Origin of the sequence: Azospirillum sp. B510 (genome assembly GCF_000010725.1) — a bacterium.
GTDB classification, from domain to species: Bacteria; Pseudomonadota; Alphaproteobacteria; order Azospirillales; family Azospirillaceae; genus Azospirillum; species Azospirillum lipoferum_B.
This window is the reverse complement of sequence record NC_013857.1, coordinates 553,354-575,307: the sequence shown is the minus strand read 5'-3', so window position 1 is coordinate 575,307 and position 21,954 is coordinate 553,354. Positions and strand designations below refer to the sequence as shown.

At 66.7% G+C, this 21,954-nt stretch carries 4 protein-coding genes; 1 reads left to right on the top strand and 3 read right to left on the bottom strand.

The window, feature by feature from the left end:
* Positions 1-248 precede the first annotated feature (248 nt).
* Positions 249-16,808, top strand: a complete 16,560-nt coding sequence (locus tag AZL_RS26925; protein ID WP_012977562.1) for a beta strand repeat-containing protein — start codon at positions 249-251, stop codon at positions 16,806-16,808.
* Positions 16,809-16,898: 90 nt separating this feature from the next.
* Here the strand turns inward: AZL_RS26925 and AZL_RS26920 are convergent, their stop codons facing one another.
* From AZL_RS26920 to AZL_RS26910, 3 genes are all read right to left on the bottom strand, one after another.
* The gene (locus AZL_RS26920) at positions 16,899-17,405 is read right to left on the bottom strand and encodes a MarR family transcriptional regulator (protein WP_012977561.1); all 507 of its coding nucleotides are present in this window, start codon (positions 17,403-17,405) and stop codon (positions 16,899-16,901) included.
* A gap of 265 nt (positions 17,406-17,670) precedes the next feature.
* Complete coding sequence (locus tag AZL_RS37555; protein WP_042445730.1) at positions 17,671-19,368, bottom strand: methyl-accepting chemotaxis protein; 1,698 nt, start codon at positions 19,366-19,368, stop codon at positions 17,671-17,673.
* A 901-nt stretch (positions 19,369-20,269) separates the two neighbouring features.
* Positions 20,270-21,550 (bottom strand): MFS transporter, encoded by a 1,281-nt coding sequence (locus AZL_RS26910; protein WP_012977559.1) that lies wholly within the window; start codon positions 21,548-21,550, stop codon positions 20,270-20,272.
* Positions 21,551-21,954 lie beyond the last annotated feature (404 nt).

Below are 21,954 nucleotides of genomic sequence, written 5' to 3'. Positions count from 1 at the left end.
AGACAAAGCGTCTTTCGCACGTTCGTATCAATCCGTGCGAAGGTGGTAAGAAACGTCGCATTTTGAAGGGTTTGTGCCGATCCTGAGCGCCTGCCGCCGGCAGTGGCGCCGGATGACTGCCGGATGGGGCCCAGCCCAACCTGTTGAAACTCATCACAGGATGTTTCTTATCACAAGCAAGCCAGAGCGCTAGAACCTAGGGTCGTGGCGAGCGGAGCGGCTTTGCGCCCGACTTATGGAGCGGTCCGATGGCTGAGGAAACGGTTCAAGGTAACGTCCCGGCGGTCGATGATCGTCAGATCCTGGACGATCTGACCCTTCTGCAGCAGGTGGACGGCACCCGGTTGGGCGGAGTGATCCATGAGTCGAGCAGTGTGCAGTTGCAGAGGCCGGACGATACGCTGGGTTATGTCCAGACCGACTATCGCGGCAGTGAAGAGCTGATCATCGGCGGTGGCGTCCAGACCGGCAGCGTCGTCGGCGAAACGGTGGCGGTCACGAACGACCAGTCGGTGGATGCGTTGCTGTTGAACGGTGACGCCCTGCGTACGAACGGGACCCGCGGTTCGGGCCAGGGTGGGCCCGAGGGCTCCGGCCTGTCGGACGGGGAGCGTCGCCAAGCTGCCGGCGATACGGTGGAGCGGGCGGCGCTGCTGTCCAACGCGCGCACGACGACCACATTCACCCAGCTGGCCGTCCAACCGCCGGCCAGTCCCGTACTCGACAGTCCTGCCCAGGTGATCGACAACGGCACCGTTCCCAACGCCGATCCCGCCACCGTTCTCCAGAGCGCGGCGCCGGTCGCGGCGACGATCACTGCGGCGACCCGTAATCCGGTGTCGGACGCGCCCAGCCTGACGGTGAATGGCGTCTCGGGCAACGAGGACACCGCCATTGCCCTGAACATCTCGGCGGCGCTGACCGGTAGCAGTGCGACGGAGGTGCTGACGGTCACCTTGTCCGGCATTCCCGGCGGTTCGGTTCTGCGTGACGGGTCCGGAACCGCGCTGACGGTGGTGAACGGCAGCATCGTACTGACGTCCTCCCAGATCCCCGGCCTGTCGCTGACCCCTCCGCCCAACAGCGGCGACAGCTTTTCCCTAACAGTAACAGCCACCGGCGTCGACGGCGCCGCCGCTCCCAGTAGCGTTACCGCCACCTTGCCGGTGACCGTCAACCCGGTGACCGACACGCCGACCTTGAGCGTGAGCGCGGTGACGGGGGATGAGGACACGGCGATCCCGCTGACGATCACCCCGGCGCTGACCGACACGGACGGGTCGGAGACGCTGACGATCACGCTCAGCGGCATCCCGAGCGGGGCCAGCCTTTCCAACAGCGCGGGCGACACGCTGACGATCGGCAACGGGTCGATCACGCTGACGCCGGCCCAGCTGGCCGGCCTGAAGATCACGCCGCCGCACAACAGCGACGTGGACTTCACCCTGACGGTCACCGCCACCGCCAAGGATGGCGTCGCCGATCCGGTGAGCGTCAGCGCCCCGCTGGTCGTCACGGTGACCCCGGTGACCGACACGCCGACGCTGAGCGTGAGCAATGTAACGGGTGACGAAGACACGGCGATTCCGCTGACGATCACCCCGGCGCTGACCGACACGGACGGATCGGAGACGCTGACGATCACGCTCAGCGGCATCCCGAGCGGGGCCAGCCTTTCCAACAGCGCGGGCGACACGCTGACGATCGGCAACGGGTCGATCACGCTGACGCCGGCCCAGCTTGCGGGCTTGAAGATCACGCCGCCGCACAACAGCGACGTGGACTTCACCCTGACGGTCACCGCCACCGCCAAGGATGGCGTCGCCGATCCGGTGAGCGTCAGCGCTCCGCTGGTCGTCACGGTGAACCCGGTGAGCGACACGCCGACGCTGAGCGTGAGCGCGGTCACGGGGGATGAGGACACGGCGATTCCGCTGACGATCACCCCGGCGCTGACCGACACGGACGGGTCGGAGACGCTGACGATCACGCTCAGCGGCATCCCGAGCGGGGCCAGCCTTTCCAACAGCGCGGGCGACACGCTGACGATCGGCAATGGGTCGATCACGCTGACGCCGGCCCAGCTGGCCGGCCTGAAGATCACGCCGCCGCACAACAGCGACGTGGACTTCACCCTGACGGTCACGGCGACGGCCAAGGATGGCGTCGCCGATCCGGTGAGCGTCAGCGCTCCGCTGGTCGTCACGGTGAACCCGGTGACCGACACGCCGACGCTGAGCGTGAGCGCGGTCACGGGGGATGAGGACACGGCGATTCCGCTGACGATCACCCCGGCGCTGACCGACACGGACGGGTCGGAGACGCTGACGATCACGCTCAGCGGCATCCCGAGCGGAGCCAGCCTTTCCAACAGCGCGGGCGACACGCTGACGATCGGCAACGGGTCGATCACGCTGACGCCGGCCCAGCTTGCGGGCTTGAAGATCACGCCGCCGCACAACAGCGACGTGGACTTCACCCTGACGGTCACGGCGACGGCCAAGGACGGCGTCGCCGATCCGGTGTCGGTGACCCAGACGCTGGCGGTGACCGTCAACCCGGTGACCGACACGCCGACCTTGAGCGTGAGCGCGGTGACAGGGGATGAGGACACCGCCATTCCGCTGACGATCACTCCGGCGCTGACCGACACCGACGGGTCGGAGACGCTGACGATCACGCTCAGCGGCATCCCGAGCGGAGCCAGCCTTTCCAACAGCGCGGGCGACACGCTGACGATCGGCAACGGGTCGATCACGCTGACGCCGGCCCAGCTTGCGGGCTTGAAGATCACGCCGCCGCACAACAGCGACGTGGACTTCACCCTGACGGTCACCGCCACCGCCAAGGATGGCGTGGCCGATCCGGTGTCGGTGACCCAGACGCTGGCGGTGACCGTCAACCCGGTGAGCGACACGCCGACGCTGAGCGTGAGCGCGGTCACGGGTGACGAAGACACCGCCATTCCACTGACGATCACTCCGGCGCTGACCGACACGGACGGGTCGGAGACGCTGACGATCACGCTCAGCGGCATCCCGAGCGGGGCCAGCCTTTCCAACAGCGCGGGCGACACGCTGACGATCGGCAACGGGTCGATCACGCTGACGCCGGCCCAGCTTGCGGGCTTGAAGATCACGCCGCCGCACAACAGCGACGTGGACTTCACCCTGACGGTCACGGCGACGGCCAAGGATGGCGTCGCCGATCCGGTGAGCGTCAGCGCCCCGCTGGTCGTCACGGTGAACCCGGTGACCGACACGCCGACGCTGAGCGTGAGCAATGTGACGGGTGACGAAGACACGGCGATCCCGCTGACGATCACCCCGGCGCTGACCGACACGGACGGGTCGGAGACGCTGACGATCACGCTCAGCGGCATCCCGAGCGGAGCCAGCCTTTCCAACAGCGCGGGCGACACGCTGACGATCGGCAACGGGTCGATCACGCTGACGCCGGCCCAGCTGGCCGGCTTGAAGATCACGCCGCCGCACAACAGCGACGTGGACTTCACCCTGACGGTCACGGCGACGGCCAAGGATGGTGTCGCCGATCCGGTGTCGGTGACCCAGACGCTGGCGGTGACCGTCAACCCGGTGAGCGACACGCCGACCTTGAGCGTGAGCGCGGTGACAGGGGATGAGGACACCGCCATTCCGCTGACGATCACTCCGGCCCTGACCGACACGGACGGATCGGAGACGCTGACGATCACGCTCAGCGGCATCCCGAGCGGGGCCAGCCTTTCCAACAGCGCGGGCGACACGCTGACGATCGGCAATGGGTCGATCACGCTGACGCCGGCCCAGCTTGCGGGCTTGAAGATCACGCCGCCGCACAATAGCGACGTGGACTTCACCCTGACGGTCACGGCGACGGCCAAGGATGGCGTCGCCGATCCGGTGAGCGTCAGCGCTCCGCTGGTCGTCACGGTGAACCCGGTGAGCGACACGCCGACGCTGAGCGTGAGCGCGGTCACGGGGGATGAGGACACGGCGATTCCGCTGACGATCACCCCGGCGCTGACCGACACGGACGGGTCGGAGACGCTGACGATCACGCTCAGCGGCATCCCGAGCGGGGCCAGCCTTTCCAACAGCGCGGGCGACACGCTGACGATCGGCAATGGGTCGATCACGCTGACGCCGGCCCAGCTGGCCGGCTTGAAGATCACGCCGCCGCACAACAGCGACGTGGACTTCACCCTGACGGTCACGGCCACCGCCAAGGATGGCGTCGCCGATCCGGTGAGCGTCAGCGCTCCGCTGGTCGTCACGGTGAACCCGGTGACCGACACGCCGACGCTGAGCGTGAGCGCGGTCACGGGGGATGAGGACACGGCGATTCCGCTGACGATCACCCCGGCGCTGACCGACACGGACGGGTCGGAGACGCTGACGATCACGCTCAGCGGCATCCCGAGCGGAGCCAGCCTTTCCAACAGCGCGGGCGACACGCTGACGATCGGCAACGGGTCGATCACGCTGACGCCGGCCCAGCTGGCCGGCTTGAAGATCACGCCGCCGCACAACAGCGACATGGACTTCACCCTGACGGTCACGGCGACGGCCAAGGACGGCGTGGCCGATCCGGTGTCGGTGACCCAGACGCTGGCGGTGACCGTCAACCCGGTGAGCGACACGCCGACGCTGAGCGTGAGCGCGGTGACAGGGGATGAGGACACCGCCATTCCGCTGACGATCACTCCGGCCCTGACCGACACCGACGGATCGGAGACGCTGACGATCACGCTCAGCGGCATCCCGAGCGGGGCCAGCCTTTCCAACAGCGCGGGCGACACGCTGACGATCGGCAATGGGTCGATCACGCTGACGCCGGCCCAGCTGGCCGGCCTGAAGATCACGCCGCCGCACAACAGCGACGTGGACTTCACCCTGACGGTCACGGCGACGGCCAAGGACGGCGTCGCCGATCCGGTGTCGGTGACCCAGACGCTGGCGGTGACCGTCAACCCGGTGACCGACACGCCGACGCTGAGCGTGAGCGCGGTCACGGGTGACGAAGACACCGCCATTCCACTGACGATCACTCCGGCGCTGACCGACACGGACGGGTCGGAGACGCTGACGATCACGCTCAGCGGCATCCCGAGCGGGGCCAGCCTTTCCAACAGCGCGGGCGACACGCTGACGATCGGCAACGGGTCGATCACGCTGACGCCGGCCCAGCTTGCGGGCTTGAAGATCACGCCGCCGCACAACAGCGACGTGGACTTCACCCTGACGGTCACCGCCACCGCCAAGGATGGCGTCGCCGATCCGGTGAGCGTCAGCGCTCCGCTGGTCGTCACGGTGAACCCGGTGAGCGACACGCCGACGCTGAGCGTGAGCGCGGTCACGGGGGATGAGGACACGGCGATTCCGCTGACGATCACCCCGGCGCTGACCGACACGGACGGGTCGGAGACGCTGACGATCACGCTCAGCGGCATCCCGAGCGGGGCCAGCCTTTCCAACAGCGCGGGCGACACGCTGACGATCGGCAATGGGTCGATCACGCTGACGCCGGCCCAGCTGGCCGGCCTGAAGATCACGCCGCCGCACAACAGCGACGTGGACTTCACCCTGACGGTCACGGCGACGGCCAAGGATGGCGTCGCCGATCCGGTGAGCGTCAGCGCTCCGCTGGTCGTCACGGTGAACCCGGTGACCGACACGCCGACGCTGAGCGTGAGCGCGGTCACGGGGGATGAGGACACGGCGATTCCGCTGACGATCACCCCGGCGCTGACCGACACGGACGGGTCGGAGACGCTGACGATCACGCTCAGCGGCATCCCGAGCGGGGCCAGCCTTTCCAACAGCGCGGGCGACACGCTGACGATCGGCAATGGGTCGATCACGCTGACGCCGGCCCAGCTGGCCGGCTTGAAGATCACGCCGCCGCACAATAGCGACGTGGACTTCACCCTGACGGTCACGGCCACCGCCAAGGATGGCGTCGCCGATCCGGTGAGCGTCAGCGCTCCGCTGGTCGTCACGGTGAACCCGGTGACCGACACGCCGACGCTGAGCGTGAGCGCGGTCACGGGGGATGAGGACACGGCGATTCCGCTGACGATCACCCCGGCGCTGACCGACACGGACGGGTCGGAGACGCTGACGATCACGCTCAGCGGCATCCCGAGCGGGGCCAGCCTTTCCAACAGCGCGGGCGACACGCTGACGATCGGCAACGGGTCGATCACGCTGACGCCGGCCCAGCTGGCCGGCCTGAAGATCACGCCGCCGCACAACAGCGACGTGGACTTCACCCTGACGGTCACGGCGACGGCCAAGGATGGTGTCGCCGATCCGGTGTCGGTGACCCAGACGCTGGCGGTGACCGTCAACCCGGTGAGCGACACGCCGACGTTGAGCGTGAGCGCGGTGACGGGTGACGAAGACACCGCCATTCCACTGACGATCACTCCGGCGCTGACCGACACGGACGGGTCGGAGACGCTGACGATCACGCTCAGCGGCATCCCGAGCGGAGCCAGCCTTTCCAACAGCGCGGGCGATACACTGACGATCGGCAACGGGTCGATCACGCTGACGCCGGCCCAGCTGGCCGGCCTGAAGATCACGCCGCCGCACAACAGCGACGTGGACTTCACCCTGACGGTCACGGCGACGGCCAAGGACGGCGTCGCCGATCCGGTGTCGGTGACCCAGACGCTGGCGGTGACCGTCAACCCGGTGACCGACACGCCGACGCTGAGCGTGAGCGCGGTGACAGGGGATGAGGACACCGCCATTCCGCTGACGATCACCCCGGCGCTGACCGACACGGACGGGTCGGAGACGCTGACGATCACGCTCAGCGGCATCCCGAGCGGGGCCAGCCTTTCCAACGGTGCCGGCGATACACTGACGATCGGCAACGGGTCGATCACGCTGACGCCGGCCCAGCTGGCCGGCCTGAAGATCACGCCGCCGCACAATAGCGACGTGGACTTCACCCTGACGGTCACGGCGACGGCCAAGGATGGCGTCGCCGATCCGGTGTCGGTGACCCAGACGCTGGCGGTGACCGTCAACCCGGTGAGCGACACGCCGACGCTGAGCGTGAGCGCGGTGACAGGGGATGAGGACACCGCCATTCCGCTGACGATCACTCCGGCCCTGACCGACACCGACGGATCGGAGACGCTGACGATCACGCTCAGCGGCATCCCGAGCGGAGCCAGCCTTTCCAACGGTGCCGGTGACACGCTGACGATCGGCAACGGGTCGATCACGCTGACGCCGGCCCAGCTGGCCGGCCTGAAGATCACGCCGCCGCACAACAGCGACGTGGACTTCACCCTGACGGTCACGGCCACCGCCAAGGATGGCGTCGCCGATCCGGTGTCGGTGACCCAGACGTTGGCGGTGACCGTCAACCCGGTGAGCGACACGCCGACGCTGAGCGTGAGCGCGGTCACGGGTGACGAAGACACGGCGATCCCGCTGACGATCAGCCCGGCGCTGACCGACACGGACGGGTCGGAGACGCTGACGATCACGCTCAGCGGCATCCCGAGCGGAGCCAGCCTTTCCAACGGTGCCGGCGACACGCTGACGATCGGCAACGGGTCGATCACGCTGACGCCGGCCCAGCTGGCCGGTCTGAAGATCACGCCGCCGCACAACAGCGACGTGGACTTCACCCTGACGGTCACGGCGACGGCCAAGGATGGTGTCGCCGATCCGGTGAGCGTCAGCGCCCCGCTGGTCGTCACGGTGAACCCGGTGACCGACACGCCGACGCTGAGCGTGAGCGCAGTCACGGGGGATGAGGACACGGCGATTCCGCTGAACATCTCCTCCGCCCTGACCGACACCGACGGGTCGGAGACGCTGAGCATCAAAATCAGTGGCGTTCCGGCCGGGGCGATGCTCAACGCCGGAACCCATGTGACTGAGACCGACGGCACCACCAGCTGGACGTTGACAGCGGCCCAGCTGACCGGCCTGACCATCACGCCGAAGCATGACAGTGACGTCGATTTCACACTGACGGTCACCGCCACAGCCAAGGACGGTGTCGCCGCCGCCGTTTCGGTCCAGACGACGCTGGCCGTCACCGTTGTCGCCGTGGCCGACACGCCGACGGTTTCGGTCTCTCCGGTGACCTATGATCTGGCGGTTGGGCAGAACGACACGCTGACAGGCACCGCCGGCAACGACACCTTGTCGGGCGGCGCCGGCAACGACACCATTTTCGGTGGTGGCGGCGACGACGTCATTTATGGCGATGGTACCGGCACCTTTGTCACCGGTTTGGCGATCACCCCCTCCCTGTCCGACATCGACGGGTCGGAATACATTTCCAAGGTGACGATCACCGGCGTTCCGACCGGGGCGAGCCTGAGTGCCGGGACCCAGAACGCTGACGGCAGCTGGACCCTGGACCCGGCGCAGCTGGCCGGCTTGGCGCTGACCGCCAAGGAGGGCGACACCAGCCATCCCATCACCCTTACGGTCGTCGCGACCTCCACCGAGCGGGAGAATGGCAGCAGCGCCGACAGCCCGCCCAAGACATTGACCATCAGCTTCACCAACACGCCCAAGGGCAACGACAGCCTGGACGGTGGCGACGGCAACGACACCCTATATGGTGGGGCCGGCAACGACACCCTGATCGGCGGGCTGGGCGACGACAGCCTGGACGGCGGGGCGGACAACGATCTGCTGGCCGGTGGGCCGGGCAACGACACCATCGACGGCGGCGCCGGCAACGACACCGTCACCTACGCCAATTCGGCCACCGCGGTGAACGCCAACCTGGCGACCGGCGTCGGCACCGGCGAGGGCACCGACGTTCTGCGCAACCTGGAGAATGTCACTGGTTCCGCCTTCGACGATGTCATCACCGGCGATGGCGGCGCCAACATCCTGCTGGGTGGCGGCGGCAAGGACACCATCACCGGCGGGGGCGGGGTGGACACCATCCATGGCGGCGATGGCGACGATCTGTCGATCTTCACTGTCGGTACCGATGGCGGCACCTCCGCCAATCCGGAGCTACAGGATGGCGATGCCGGCATCGACACCTTCCGGGTGATGCTGACCAGCGCCCAGCTGTCCAATTCCGCGATCCTGGCCGACCTGCGCACCCTGCGCAACCAGATCGAGGCGGCGGCGGCCGATCCGAACGCCGCGACCAAGGATACCGATGTCGCCAACGCCGCGACCTTGACCGCGCTCGGCATCAAGGTGGCCGATTTCGAGAAGCTGGAGCTGTATGTCGACGGCCAGCCCGTCGATGTGCGCACGGCGCTGAACTATGCCCCAACCGCGACGGCGGCCACCACCACCACCAAAGAGGATACCCCCGTCCTCAACGGCAAGCTGAAGGCCACCGACCAGGACACGGTCAACGGCCGCACCGACGAGATGATGACCTTCAAGGGGCCGGGCACCAACGGGCAGCCGACGCGGCTGCAGCACGGCACGCTTGTGGTCAACGCCGACGGCACCTTCACCTATACGCCCGATCCCGATTACAGCGGTACCGAGACCTTCAGCTTCACGGTGACGGACGGGTATGGCGGCACCTCCACCGCCACCCAGACGATCAAGGTTACGCCGCAGGCCGACGCCATCACGCTCACCACGCTCAACGCGCGCGGCGACGAGGACGCCGGCGGCGGCATTCCGCTCGCCCCGACCATCACGCTGAGTGATGTCGATGCGGCCAGCCCTGAAAAGGTGAACAGCATCACGCTGACCATGGCGTCGTCGCAGCAGGATGTTGCCGGCGCCACGCTGTACCTGAACGGCACGCTGCTGACGCGCAGTGGTCCCGATACGTCCGGCAATTACAGCTGGACGATCCCGACCAGCGCGCTGGCCGCGGTCGGCGGAGCGGCCGGGACCTGGACGGTGCAGGGGCTGAAGGTCGTCACCACACACAACTCCGACGCCGATCTCACTTACAAGCTGACGGTCGGGACCATCGACAGCACCAGCGCCGGCAACGCCTACGGCAGCCAGACGGCGACCGGCGTCATCACCGTCGATGCCGTGGCCGATGCGCCGACGGTGACCGCCGCCGCCGCCGCGACGGACGAGGACACCTCGGTCGCCCTGAAGATCACCCCGGCCCTGACCGACACCGACGGGTCGGAGAGCATCGGCTACGTCACCATCACCGGTGTGCCCGACGGGGCGGTTCTTTCGGTGGGCAGCAAGCTGAGCACCCAGAGCGACGGCAGCACGACCTGGAAGGTGAACGCCACCGACCTGGCGAGCCTGCGGTTGACCCCGCCGCACGACTTCTCCGGCACCATCACCCTCAACGTCGTCGCGACCTCGGTGGAGCGGGAGAATGGCTCCAGCGCCAACTCGGCACCGGCGACCCTGACCATCACCGTCACCGGCGTCGCCGATGACCCCATCGTCACCCCCCAGCCGGCCACCGGCAACGAGGACTGCGCCATCCCGCTGGCCATCGATGCCCGGTTGTCCGACCTGACCGGCGAGACGCTGGACCACATCACCATCACCGGCGTCCCGGAGGGGGCCACCCTGTCCGCCGGCATCCACAACGCCGACGGCAGCTGGACCCTGACGCCTGGACAGTTGAACGGCCTGACCTTCACCCCGCCGCTGAACTATTCCGGCACGGTGACGCTGAAGGTCTCCGCCACCTCGGTGGAGGGGGCGACCACCGCAACCTCGGTGCCGCAGTCTCTGACGGTAACGGTCACCGCGGTCGCCGACACGCCGGTTCTGTCGGCCTCAGACACCGTGGGGCGCGAGGACACCCCCATCCCGCTGTCGGTGGTCGCCGCCCTGACCGACCGCGACGGGTCGGAAAGCCTCAGCATCCTGGTCGGCGGCGTGCCGGCCGGCGCCACGCTGAACCACGGCCATTACGACTCCTCCCTGGGCAAATGGGTGCTGACCCAGGCCGACCTCAGCGGCCTGACCATCACCCCGCCGACCAACTCCAACACCGCGTTCAATCTGACCTTCACCGCGCGGGCGACGGAAGGGGCCAATGGCTCCTTCGCCGATGCGGCGCCGGTGACCGTCCATGTCGATGTGCAGGGCGTGGCCGACGTGGTGACGCCGAGCGGGCCGCTGAGCGCCCGCGGCGACGAGGATACGGCGATCAACCTGCGGCTCGGCGATCTGGTGATGGCCGACAATGACGGGTCGGAGCGCCTGTCGCTGGTCATCAGCAACCTGCCGTCCGGCTCCTGGCTGTCGTTGGGGGCGGGGCATGACAGTGGGCTGGTCTACCTCGGTAACGGCCGCTGGTCGGTCGATGCGCAGTATCGCAACGAGCTGACGCTGACGACGAAGCAGGATTTCTCCGGCACCGTCGCGCTGAAGGTCGACGTCATCACCACCGACAGCAACGGCGCGCCGATCCTTACGGTGAATGGCGTGACCTCCGGCGGAACGCTGAAGGAGACCCGTGACCTGACCGTCACCGTCGATCCCAAGGCCGACGAGCCGGTCGTCTCGATCAGTGCCAGCGCTCTGGAGGATGCTCCCGGCGGCATTCCGCTGACGATTTCCGCCTTGACCGGCGACATCGACGGGTCGGAGCGCATCTCCTCCATCGTCATTTCCGGCCTGCCGTCCTGGGTGACCCTGAGCAGCACGGTGGCGGGGGCGCTGACCGACAACCATGATGGCAGCTGGACAGTCGATCCGACGAAGATGGGCGGTCTGTGGCTGCATGTGCCGCCGAACAACGCCGACGATTTCACCATCACCGTCAAGGTGACGGCGGTGGATGGCACCGACAGCCTGACCAAGACCTACACCCCGACCGTCACCGTCACCGCCGTGGCCGACGCCCCGGTTTCGCATGGGGCGAACGGCGCGATCCAGGCCTATCATGTCGATGACCAGTCGGTGGCCGGCGTGCCGACCGCCATGGCGCTGAACCTGAACGCGTTCCTGCAGGACACCGACGGATCGGAAAGGCTGGCGGTCACCATCACAGGCGTGCCCAAGGGCACGGTGCTGTCCTTCGGCCGCGACCATGGCGACGGCACCTGGACGCTGACCCCGGACGATTACGCCGCGGCGCTGGCCGATGGCGGGCTGAAGCTGACCGTGAAGGACACCGCGGCCGCCGGCATCACCCATGTCGCGGCCAACGGCACCGACACCGCCAGCATGACGCTGACCGTCAAACCCTACAGCATCGAGAGCGAGGGCGACCGCAACGTCACCGTCTCCGACAGCTTCGTGCTGAGCTGGACCACGCCCATTCCGGGCGGCGGCTCGGGGGGAACTGGCGGCGGCGGTACCGGCGGCGGCACGGGCGGGGGTGGCGGATCGGGCACTCCCTGCGACACCGGCGTCGGCAGCGACCGGCCCTCCGGCGTCACTACGAATGAGGACACCGCCGTTGCCCTGAACCTCGATTCCGGGTTGTGCAACTGGACCGACGTGACGGCGGTGACGCTGTCTGGGATCCCCGGCGGCGCCGTCCTCACCGATGCGACCGGCCATGTGCTGGCGGTCACCAACGGTTCCGTCTCCCTGGATCCGGCCAAGCTCGCGGGGCTGAAGCTGACGCCGCCGCACGACAGCGACGCTGATTTCACGCTGGGCATCACGGTGATCTCCGGTACCAACCATGTGCGGACCAACCTGACCCAGGCGGTGACCGTCACCGCCGTCGCCGACGCCCCGCTGCTGACGGTGCAGACCGCATCGGGCAGCGAGGACAGCGCCGTCGCGTTGAACATCTCCGCCGCGCTGGCCGACACCGACGGATCCGAGATCCTGGCCAGCGTCATCATCAGCGGCCTCCCGGCCGGCTCCACCCTGTCCGCCGGCTATCTCGACTCCACCAACAATCGTTGGGTGCTGACGCCCTCCGAGCTGAACGGGCTGAAATTCACCCCGCCCGCCAATGCCAGCGGGACCTTCCAGCTGACGGTGACCGCGGTCTCGCGCGAGGACAGCAACGCCGACCGGGCGATCACCACCAAGGCCCTGACCGTCGACCTGGCGCCGGTCAGCGACGCTCCCGGCATCGCCTTTACCGCCGGCGCGACGCTGGAGGATCATGCGGCGCACCTGTCAATCGGCGCGGTGGTCACCGATCTGGTCGGCGTGCCCGAGACGATCGTCGCCCTGAAGGTGACGGTTCCGGCCGGCTTCACCCTGTCAGGCGGCACGGCGCTGGGCAACGGCGTCTATGACCTGAGCGGCCTGTCGGCGTCCGATCGCGCTTCGCTGACGCTGACGCCGCCGGCCAACTATTCCGGCACCGTCACGCTCAAGGTCGAGGCGGCTTCCCAGGACGGCACGGCGACACCGGCCTGGACCACCGGCAACTATTCCGTCACCTACACAGCCGTCGCCGATGCGCCGACCGTCACCGTCCATGACGCGACGGGGGCGGAGGATACGCCGATAACGCTCAACCTGTCAGCCGGCCTTGTCGATACCGACGGGTCGGAGACGATGGCGGTCATCCTGTCGGGTCTGCCGGCCGGCGCGATCCTCAACCAGGGATTCAACAACGGCGACGGGTCCTGGACCCTGAAGCCGTCGGAACTGTCCGGCCTGACCGTCACCCCGCCGCGCAACTATTCCGGCGGCATGGACCTGACGCTGACCGCGACCAGCCTGGAAAACTCCAACCGGGATACGGCGAGCACGACCGCCAGCATCCATGTCACGGTGACTCCGGTCACCGACGCGCCCACCGTGATCGTCGCCAACGCCGCCGGCCGCGAGGATACGCTGATCGCGCTGAACCTGACGGCGGCACTGGTCGATACCGACGGGTCGGAGACGATGACCGTCGTCCTGTCGGGCATGCCGGCCGGGGCGGTGCTGATCGATGCCAACGGCCATAGCCTGACGCCCAGCGGCGGGGCGGTCAGTCTGACCGCCGCCCAGCTGACCGGGCTGAAGCTGCTGCCGCCCCTCAACAGCGGCACCGATTTCAACCTGACGCTGACCGCCACATCGACGGAAACGGCGACTGGCCTCAGCGCCAGCACGAGCCAGGTCTTCCGGGTCAGCGTCGATCCGGTCGCCGACCAGCCGATCGTCACCTGGGCGCCGCTGTCCGGGACGGAGGACACGGCGGTTCCGCTGAATCTCGCGGTGGCTCTGGCCGACACCGACGGGTCGGAGCGGCTGGGGCTGCTGACCATCGCCGGCGTGCCGGCGGGCGCGCTGCTGTCGGCCGGCACCCACAATGCCGACGGCAGCTGGACCCTGACGCCGGGCCAGCTCAACGGGCTGACGCTGACACCGCCGGCCAACAGCGACGCGCCGATCACCCTGACCGTCACCGCCGTCAGCATCGAATCCAACGGCAGCACCGCGACCACGGTCGTCACCGTGCCGATCACCCTGGCGGCGGTGTCGGACACCCCGACCCTGTCCGTCACCGCGGCGAGCGGCAACGAGGACACGGCGATTCCGCTGACGATCACCCCGGCGCTGACCGACACCGACGGGTCGGAGACGCTGACCGTCACCATCAGCGGCATCCCCAACGGCGCCAGCCTGACCAACAACGCCCACGACAGCCTGATCATCAGCGGTGGCAGCATCTCCCTCACGCCGGGCCAGTTGGCCGGGCTGGCGATCACGCCGCCGTCGAACAGCGATGTCGACTTCACCCTGACCGTCACCGCCACCAGCCGCGACGGGACCGCCGCCCCGGCCAGCACCAGCGCGCAGCTGGCGGTTACCGTCGCTCCGGTGACCGACACGCCGACGCTCAGCGTCCAGCCCGTGACCGGCGACGAGGATACGCCGATCGCGCTCGCCATCAGCCCGGCCCTGACCGATCTGGACGGGTCGGAGACGCTGACGATCACCATCAGCGGCATCCCGAGCGGTGCCAGCCTGACCAACACCGCCGGCGACCGCCTGACGATCAGCGGCGGCAGCATCACAGTGAATCCGGCGCAGCTGGCCGGGCTGGCGATCAAGCCGCCGTCGAACGACGACACCGATTTCACCCTGACGGTCACCGCCACCGCCAAGGATGGCGTCGCCAGCCCGGTGTCGGTGACCAAATCGCTGGCGGTGACGGTCAACCCGGTGTCGGACACGCCGACCCTGACCGTGACGGCGGCGGCCGGCAACGAGGACACGGCGATCCCGCTGTCGATCACCTCCGCCCTGACCGACCCGTCCGAGACGTTGAGGATCACCATCGCCGGCATCCCCGGCGGAGCGCGGCTGACCAACAGCGCCAATGGCGCGCTGACGGTCACCAACGGCGCGGTTACCCTGACGGCGGCCCAGCTCGCCGGCCTGAAGATCACGCCGCCGCTCAACAATCACAATGATTTCGCCCTGACCGTCACCGCGACGTCCACCGATGGCACCGCCGCCCCGGCCTCCATCGTCGCGCAGCTGCCGGTCACGGTGCATGCGGTGTCCGACACACCCACCCTGCATGTCGATCCCGCGAGCGTGTTGGAGGATGGCACGGTCGCCCTGTCGATCACCACGGCCCTGACCGATCCGTCCGAGACGCTGAGCGTCACCATCGCCAACATCCCGACCGGCGCCAGCCTGTCGAATGCGGCGGGTGATACGCTGACCATCGTCAACGGTTCGATCAGGCTGACGTCCGGCCAGTTGAACGGGCTCGCGATCACGCCGCCCCACGACAGCGGGAGCAGCTTCACCCTGTCGGTCACCGCCAGCTCGCAGGACGGCACAGCCACGCCGGCCACGGTATCCGGCTCGCTGGCGGTGACGGTGACGCCGGTCGCCGATACCCCGACACTGAGCGTGCCGGCCGTCCATGGCAACGAGGACACGGCGATCCCGCTGACCATAACCGCCGCCTCCACCGACATCGACGGGTCCGAGACGCTGTCGGTGCGGATCACCGGGATGCCGGCCGGCGCCAGCTTGAACCATGGCATCCATAACAGCGACGGCAGCTGGACCCTCGGCACGTCGGATCTGGCGGGCCTGACCTATACCCCGCCGGCCAACGCCAACGGCACCGTCACCCTGTCGGTCACCGCGACCGCCCAGGACGGGGCCAGCACCGCCTCGGTGACCCAGTCGCTGACGGTGACGGTCGATCCGGTCAACGACAAACCGGCGCTTGCCGCCACCCATGCCACCACCGTCTTCGCCGCCGACGCCACCGATCATCCGGTGGTGGCCGCCGACGCGACGATCGCCGATGTCGACAGCAGCGCCATGTCCGGCATGTCGATCCGCATCGCCAGCGGATCGCAGAGCGGCGACACGCTGACCCTCGGCGGCCTGACCATCGCCACCGATCCGTCCACCGGGCGCAAGACGGTGTCCGGCACCGGCATCGAGGTCAACTGGGATGGCAACACCCATCAACTCTCGCTGTCCGGCACCGCCCCGACCGCGACCTACACCGACATCCTCCATAATCTGGCTCTGACTCCCAACGGTGCCGGAACCCGCACCCTGGAAGTGACGGTCAGCGATGACCACGGGCTGTCCAGCGATCCGCTGGCGGTCCAAGTGCTGGTTTCGGGTAGTGCGGCGCTGACCGGAACCACCGGTTCCGACATTCTTCATGCCAGCGCCAGCACGACCAGCATGTCCGGCGGTGCCGGCGACGACCTGTTCATCTTCTCGCCGCGTGCCGGCAACCTGACCATCGATGGCGGAGCGGGTTGGACCGACGTGGTCGAGGTCGGCGCCTTCGTCGCCAATGCCGGCAACAACTGGCTCCAGCAGCTCGACGGGCATGCCTACACCCTGGATCCGTCCGGCCATGGCCTGACCTTCACCCAGGAGACGACCGTCACGTTGGAGGACCAGAGCCATCACCTGCTGGTGATGCAGAATATCGAACGCCTGACCTTTTGAGGGCCGGCGTTCCGGGATCGGCTGTTCCGGATCGGTGCCTGGGGGAGTGCCGGTCCGGCGGGGCAGGGTAGACGGTGTGGCGGTGGGCGATCAGGCGTCCGGCGTGCCGTCCACCTTGTGGCCGTCATGCTTCCGGGCGCTGTCCTCCGCCTCGGTGCCGGTCTGCATGTGGGTGATGATTCGCTTCATCAGCCGGCTCAAAGCCGCCCGTTCATTGGCCGCCATGGCGGCGATCGGCGGGCTCAGCGATTGTCGCAGGGGATCACGCTCCAGCAGCGCCCGGCCGTCGTCCGTCAGGTCGAACAGCCAGCCCCGCTTGAAGCCCGGATGGGGGCGGCGGGCCAGCAGTCCCTTGTCCACCAGGGTCGAGACGGTGCGCGAGACCGGAGCAAGGTGGATCTTCTGGAAGCGTGCCAGTGCGGTCAGGGTGCGCGCCGGTTCCGGCGCGTCATGGAAATAGCGCAGAGCCACCCATTGAGCCGGGAACAGCCCGTCAGTGAAGCTGATGCCATAGACAAGCCGGCTGACCTGGTCCAGCAACATGACCAGATCCTCGTCCGCCGACCAGGCATCGCCATCCTCGGGCCTTTTCGACACGCGCCTCTCTCCCTCCCGGTATCTCGCCGAACAAATCCGCGGCAGCTTGGGCGTGGACTGTAGCGAAGTCAACGCGCCAGCGGAAGCGACAGTCTTCGCGCTCCCGTGGAGAAAGTCGATAAGGATTCGCGTTGGTTATCCTTGAGGGAAATCCATCGCCGCCCATGGCAAAGACCTGGGCAAGGCGGAAGACCACCACCGCCATTTCCGTGATCGCGGTCCGGAGCCGACGCCTCCGGTCCACCTGGAGCACGCATAAGATCGGTCAGGCGGCCTTCACCGCGCTGAGGAAACGGCCGACCTCGCCGCGCAACTGCTCGGCTTCGCGCGCCAATTCCCTGGCGGCGGCCAGAACCTGGCTGGCGCCGCCGTTGGTGTTGGTGGCGGCTCCACGGAGGCCGTCGACGTTGCGCTGGACCTCGGTGGTGGCGTCCGCGACCTGACCGACGTTCCGTCCGATCTCCTGGGTGGCGGCGCTCTGCTCCTCCACCGCGCTGGCGACCGATACCGCCATCTGGTCCATCTCCGCCACCACGCCGATGATTTCGGAGATCGAGGAGGCGGTCTCCGTCGCCACCTTCTGGACCGAGGCGATCTGACCGCCGATCTCGTCCGTCGCGCGGGCGGTCTGGTTCGCCAGCGCCTTCACCTCGCTCGCCACCACGGCGAAGCCCTTGCCGGCCTCGCCGGCGCGCGCCGCCTCGATGGTGGCGTTCAGCGCCAGCAGGTTGGTCCGGCCGGCGATCCCGCTGATGAGAGCGACCACTTCGCCGATGCGGCGGCCAGCGGCGTCCAGTCCGGCGACCAGCTCGCTGGCGCGCTGGGACCGTTGGGTGGCGTGGCGGGCGATCACGCGGGAATGGGAGGTCTGCCGGCTGATCTCCTGGATCGAGGAGGCCAACTGTTCGGAGGCCGCGGCGACGGTCTGGACGCTGGTCGCAGCCTCGCTCGACGCGTTGGCGGCGAAGGTGGACTGGCTGTCGGTCTGAGCGCTGATCGCCGACAGGGATTGCGCCGTCGCTTCGAGCTCCGTCGCGGCGGCTGCCAGCATGTCCAGCATGCGGCGGGCGTCCATGTCGAAGCGATCGGTCAAGGTGGCGATCGTCTTCGCGCGGTCGAGCTGGATTTGGCTTTCCGCCTTCTGCCTTTCCTCCAGCTCGCGGTTGCGCACCATGTTCAGTTTGAAGATTTCGGTCGTCCGGGCGATGTCACCGACTTCATCGGAGCGGTCGGTTCCATAGACCTCGGTGTTCAGGTCGCCTTCGGTAAGCCGTTGGAGTGACGCGACGATCCGCCGGATTGGTTTGACGATCGCCCCCCGCGAGATGAGCTGGGCGGAGGCGAATCCCGAGACCATGCCGAGGATCGCGACGACCCCCATGATCCACAGCGTGCGATGGTAGTTGTCCGTGGCCGCTCTGGCCAGACGTTCGGCATTGCCGATGTTGTAATTGGTGAATTCTTGGACCGCCGCTTCCAGTTTCGATGCGGCCTCTCGGCTGCTTTGTCCCTCGTGATTCAGGCGCTGTTGCGCGGTCGACAGCTCGACCGTGCCGACGACCTGATCCGCCACCACCAATGTCGTGTCCAGCTCCCGAAGATAGGCGGCGCCGAGCGTCGCGATCTTTTCGATGCGAGGCCTGCTCTCTTCGGTGGCCTCCTTGCGGAGTTGTTCGATACGCTGTTCGAAGAGCGTTCTGTATTCTTCAATGCTTTTCTTCGTTGCCTGGAGATTTTCCCGGCTGGGATTGGCGGCAATCATATATTCCGCCCGATTCAGACCCAGAGTGTTCAGGCGGAGTCTTGCACCGACGATGCTTTCATTTCCGGCAAAGGCGATATCGTTCGCGGATTCATTCAACTGGCGGAGGCTATTCCCGGCAATGATTGAGATCAAAATCGAAACAGCCACCAGGATCGCGCTTATGATCGTGATCTTTGTCGCGATGCGAAGATTTTGCATGAACACTGTCTCCTTGGCTCGATCTCGCCGGCGTCTGTGAGACGCTCACGATGCCTTCACCGTCAGTTAGGTGGTATATCAAGTCTCATAGGCGGAAATGTCGATCGCGGATTTACATCTATTTGCGACAATTTTGGGATTGCCATGAAATTTTTGACATATTATAAAATATATATACTTATATATTGTCAATATTAAAACATAATTTTGATTATATGGATTTTTTGAACTCCTGGCAGGTATATATATTTTCATATGAAAAAGTTCTCCATCGATGCTAGGCGGAAGCGCCTATGACGGAGGTGTAAAGTATCGTGTATTGTAAAGGCTAAGAAACGGCACCGCGTTGGCGTAATTCCAGAGTGAATGGGCATTTTCTCTCTCAACTTTTCCCAATGTATCATGATGAATCGGAGCGCTAAGATCTGTGGATGTGCTTCGGGTCATTCCAATTGAGGGGATGACTCTATTTTTAAATGTTATTAATAAATGATATTCTCGCCTGTGTCAGGCGGACGCCGGCATGTGCGCGGGACTGTCGGCCGTTGTATCGGGAGCGTCTCGGTTTCGTTGAGGGCCGAATCGCGCCACGCCCCGTCCGCGTCGGAAGATTTCTGGCAGCGCGGACAAAAAAAGAGCCGCCGGTCTATCCGGCGGCTCTTAAGTCCGAGAGGAACGTCCAACAAGTTGTGCCGGGTCAATCCACGGCGCATCCAGCGGTACAGGGCTAATATATTAATATCCCGGTGATCTGGCAAGCCATTTCAACCAGCGGTCAGCTTTTTTTCCCAGTCGCGCCTCTGGTCAAAGGCCGATCCGACGGACGAGACGCCCCCCGGCGATGGGCCGGAGGGCGTCTCGGTTCTGGTGAGGGAAAAGGCCGTTTGGCGGTGCCGGAGCGTCAGTCGGCGCCGGCCGTGGCGTTCGGGATGGCGGCGGCCTTGGCGCCGCGCTGGCCCAGGACCAGGGCGATGATGACGAAGGCGGTCAGATCGAAGACGGTCAGGCAGGCGAACAGCGGTTCGTACCCGATGGTGCTGGCGAGCTGGCCGATGATCAGCGAGAAGATCATGCCGCCGAGATAGCCGGCCATGCCGCCGAAGCCGGTCGCCGTGGCGACATCCTGCTTCTCGAAGGTGTCGGTGACCAGGGCGTAGAGCAGGCTCGACAGCATCTGATGGGCGAAGGCGCCGAGCGAGAAGAGAAAGATGGCGGTGATCGGGCTGGAGGCGAAGCTGATCAGGGCCGGGCCGACCATGCACACGGCACCGACGCCGACGCCGGCGATGCGGGAGTTGACCAGCGACATTTTGAAGCGCTTCACGAAGAAGGGCGACAGGTAACCGCTGAGGATGCAGCCGATGTCACCGGCCAGGAAGGGCAGCCAGGCGAACAGGGCGAACTGCTTGATGTCCATGCCCCGGGCGGAGACCATGTAGAGCGGGATCCAGAAGCTGAAGGTCTGCCACGCCGGCTCGGTCAGGAAGCGGGCGGCGGCGATGCTCCAGAACTTGCCCTTGCCCAGCACGCGCTTCATCGACGGCTTCGGCAGCTCGGCATGCTCCTGGCCTTCCAGGATATAGGCGTGCTCCTCCTTGGTCAGGCGCGGATGGTTCTCCGGATTGCGGTACAGCATGTACCACAGGGCCGACATGCCGACGCCCAGCAGGCCGGTGACGAGGAAGGCCTCCTGCCAGCCATAGGTCAGCGACAGCCAGATGACGAAGGGCGGGGCGATCATCGCGCCGATCGAGCTGCCGGTGTTGAACCAGCCGGTGGCGATGGAGCGTTCCCTGGCCGGGAACCACAGGGTGGAGGTCTTGACGCCCGACGGCATCGCCGCCGCTTCGCTGACGCCCAGCAGGCCGCGGAAGAAGGCCATCGACTGCCAGCTGCCGGCCAGCGCGTGCAGGGCGGCGGCGATGCCCCAGACGCCGGCGAACATCGCGTAGCCCAGCTTCAGGCCGACCAGATCGGTGATGTAACCGGCGACCGGCTGCATCAGGCTGTAGCAGAGCTGGAAGGCGCTGACGATGAAGGAATACTGCTCGGTCGAGAAGTGAAGCTGTTCCTTCAGGGTCGGCGCCAGGATGCCGAGAGTGTTGCGGTCGATGTAGTTGACCACGGTGCCCAGCATCATCAGGGCAAGGATTTGCCACCGCAAACCACGGATCTTGTTCATCTTTTCCTCACATGCCTGCCAAGGCAGGCGCCGGTGCGCACGTATGGGCCCTCAGGCGGCGATCCTTGGCCGGGATGCCTGGCCGGCGGGTGTTCGGTGCCGGGCGACGGGGGCGCTTCCGCTCCGTTTCAAGAGGGACGGGAGCATCGCTGGCGGAGTTATATTAATATATCAGTGTGGAGCGCAAGTGGTTTTCCAGGGCAGCCTTCGGTGCTTGCGAAAATGTCGCAGTCCAATGGTGCGGTGCGCTGATCTCTTCGCGATCGCAGCAGATCCGGGCCTCAGGCCAAAGATGGGCGGATTGCTGCGGTGCCATGCGATCGTCGGATGAAATGCCGATGTCGCGGTCGGAAATCCGCAGGCGGTTCAAGCGTCAGCGGCATCCGCCCGTAGGAAGCCATGCT

Bases quoted from the DNA above. Each gene is read 5' to 3' on its own strand.
- AZL_RS26925 (WP_012977562.1), top strand. From the start codon at position 249: ATGGCTGAGGAAACGGTTCAAGGTAACGTCCCGGCGGTCGATGATCGT.
- AZL_RS37555 (WP_042445730.1), bottom strand. From the start codon at position 19,368: ATGCAAAATCTTCGCATCGCGACAAAGATCACGATCATAAGCGCGATC.
- AZL_RS26910 (WP_012977559.1), bottom strand. From the start codon at position 21,550: ATGAACAAGATCCGTGGTTTGCGGTGGCAAATCCTTGCCCTGATGATG.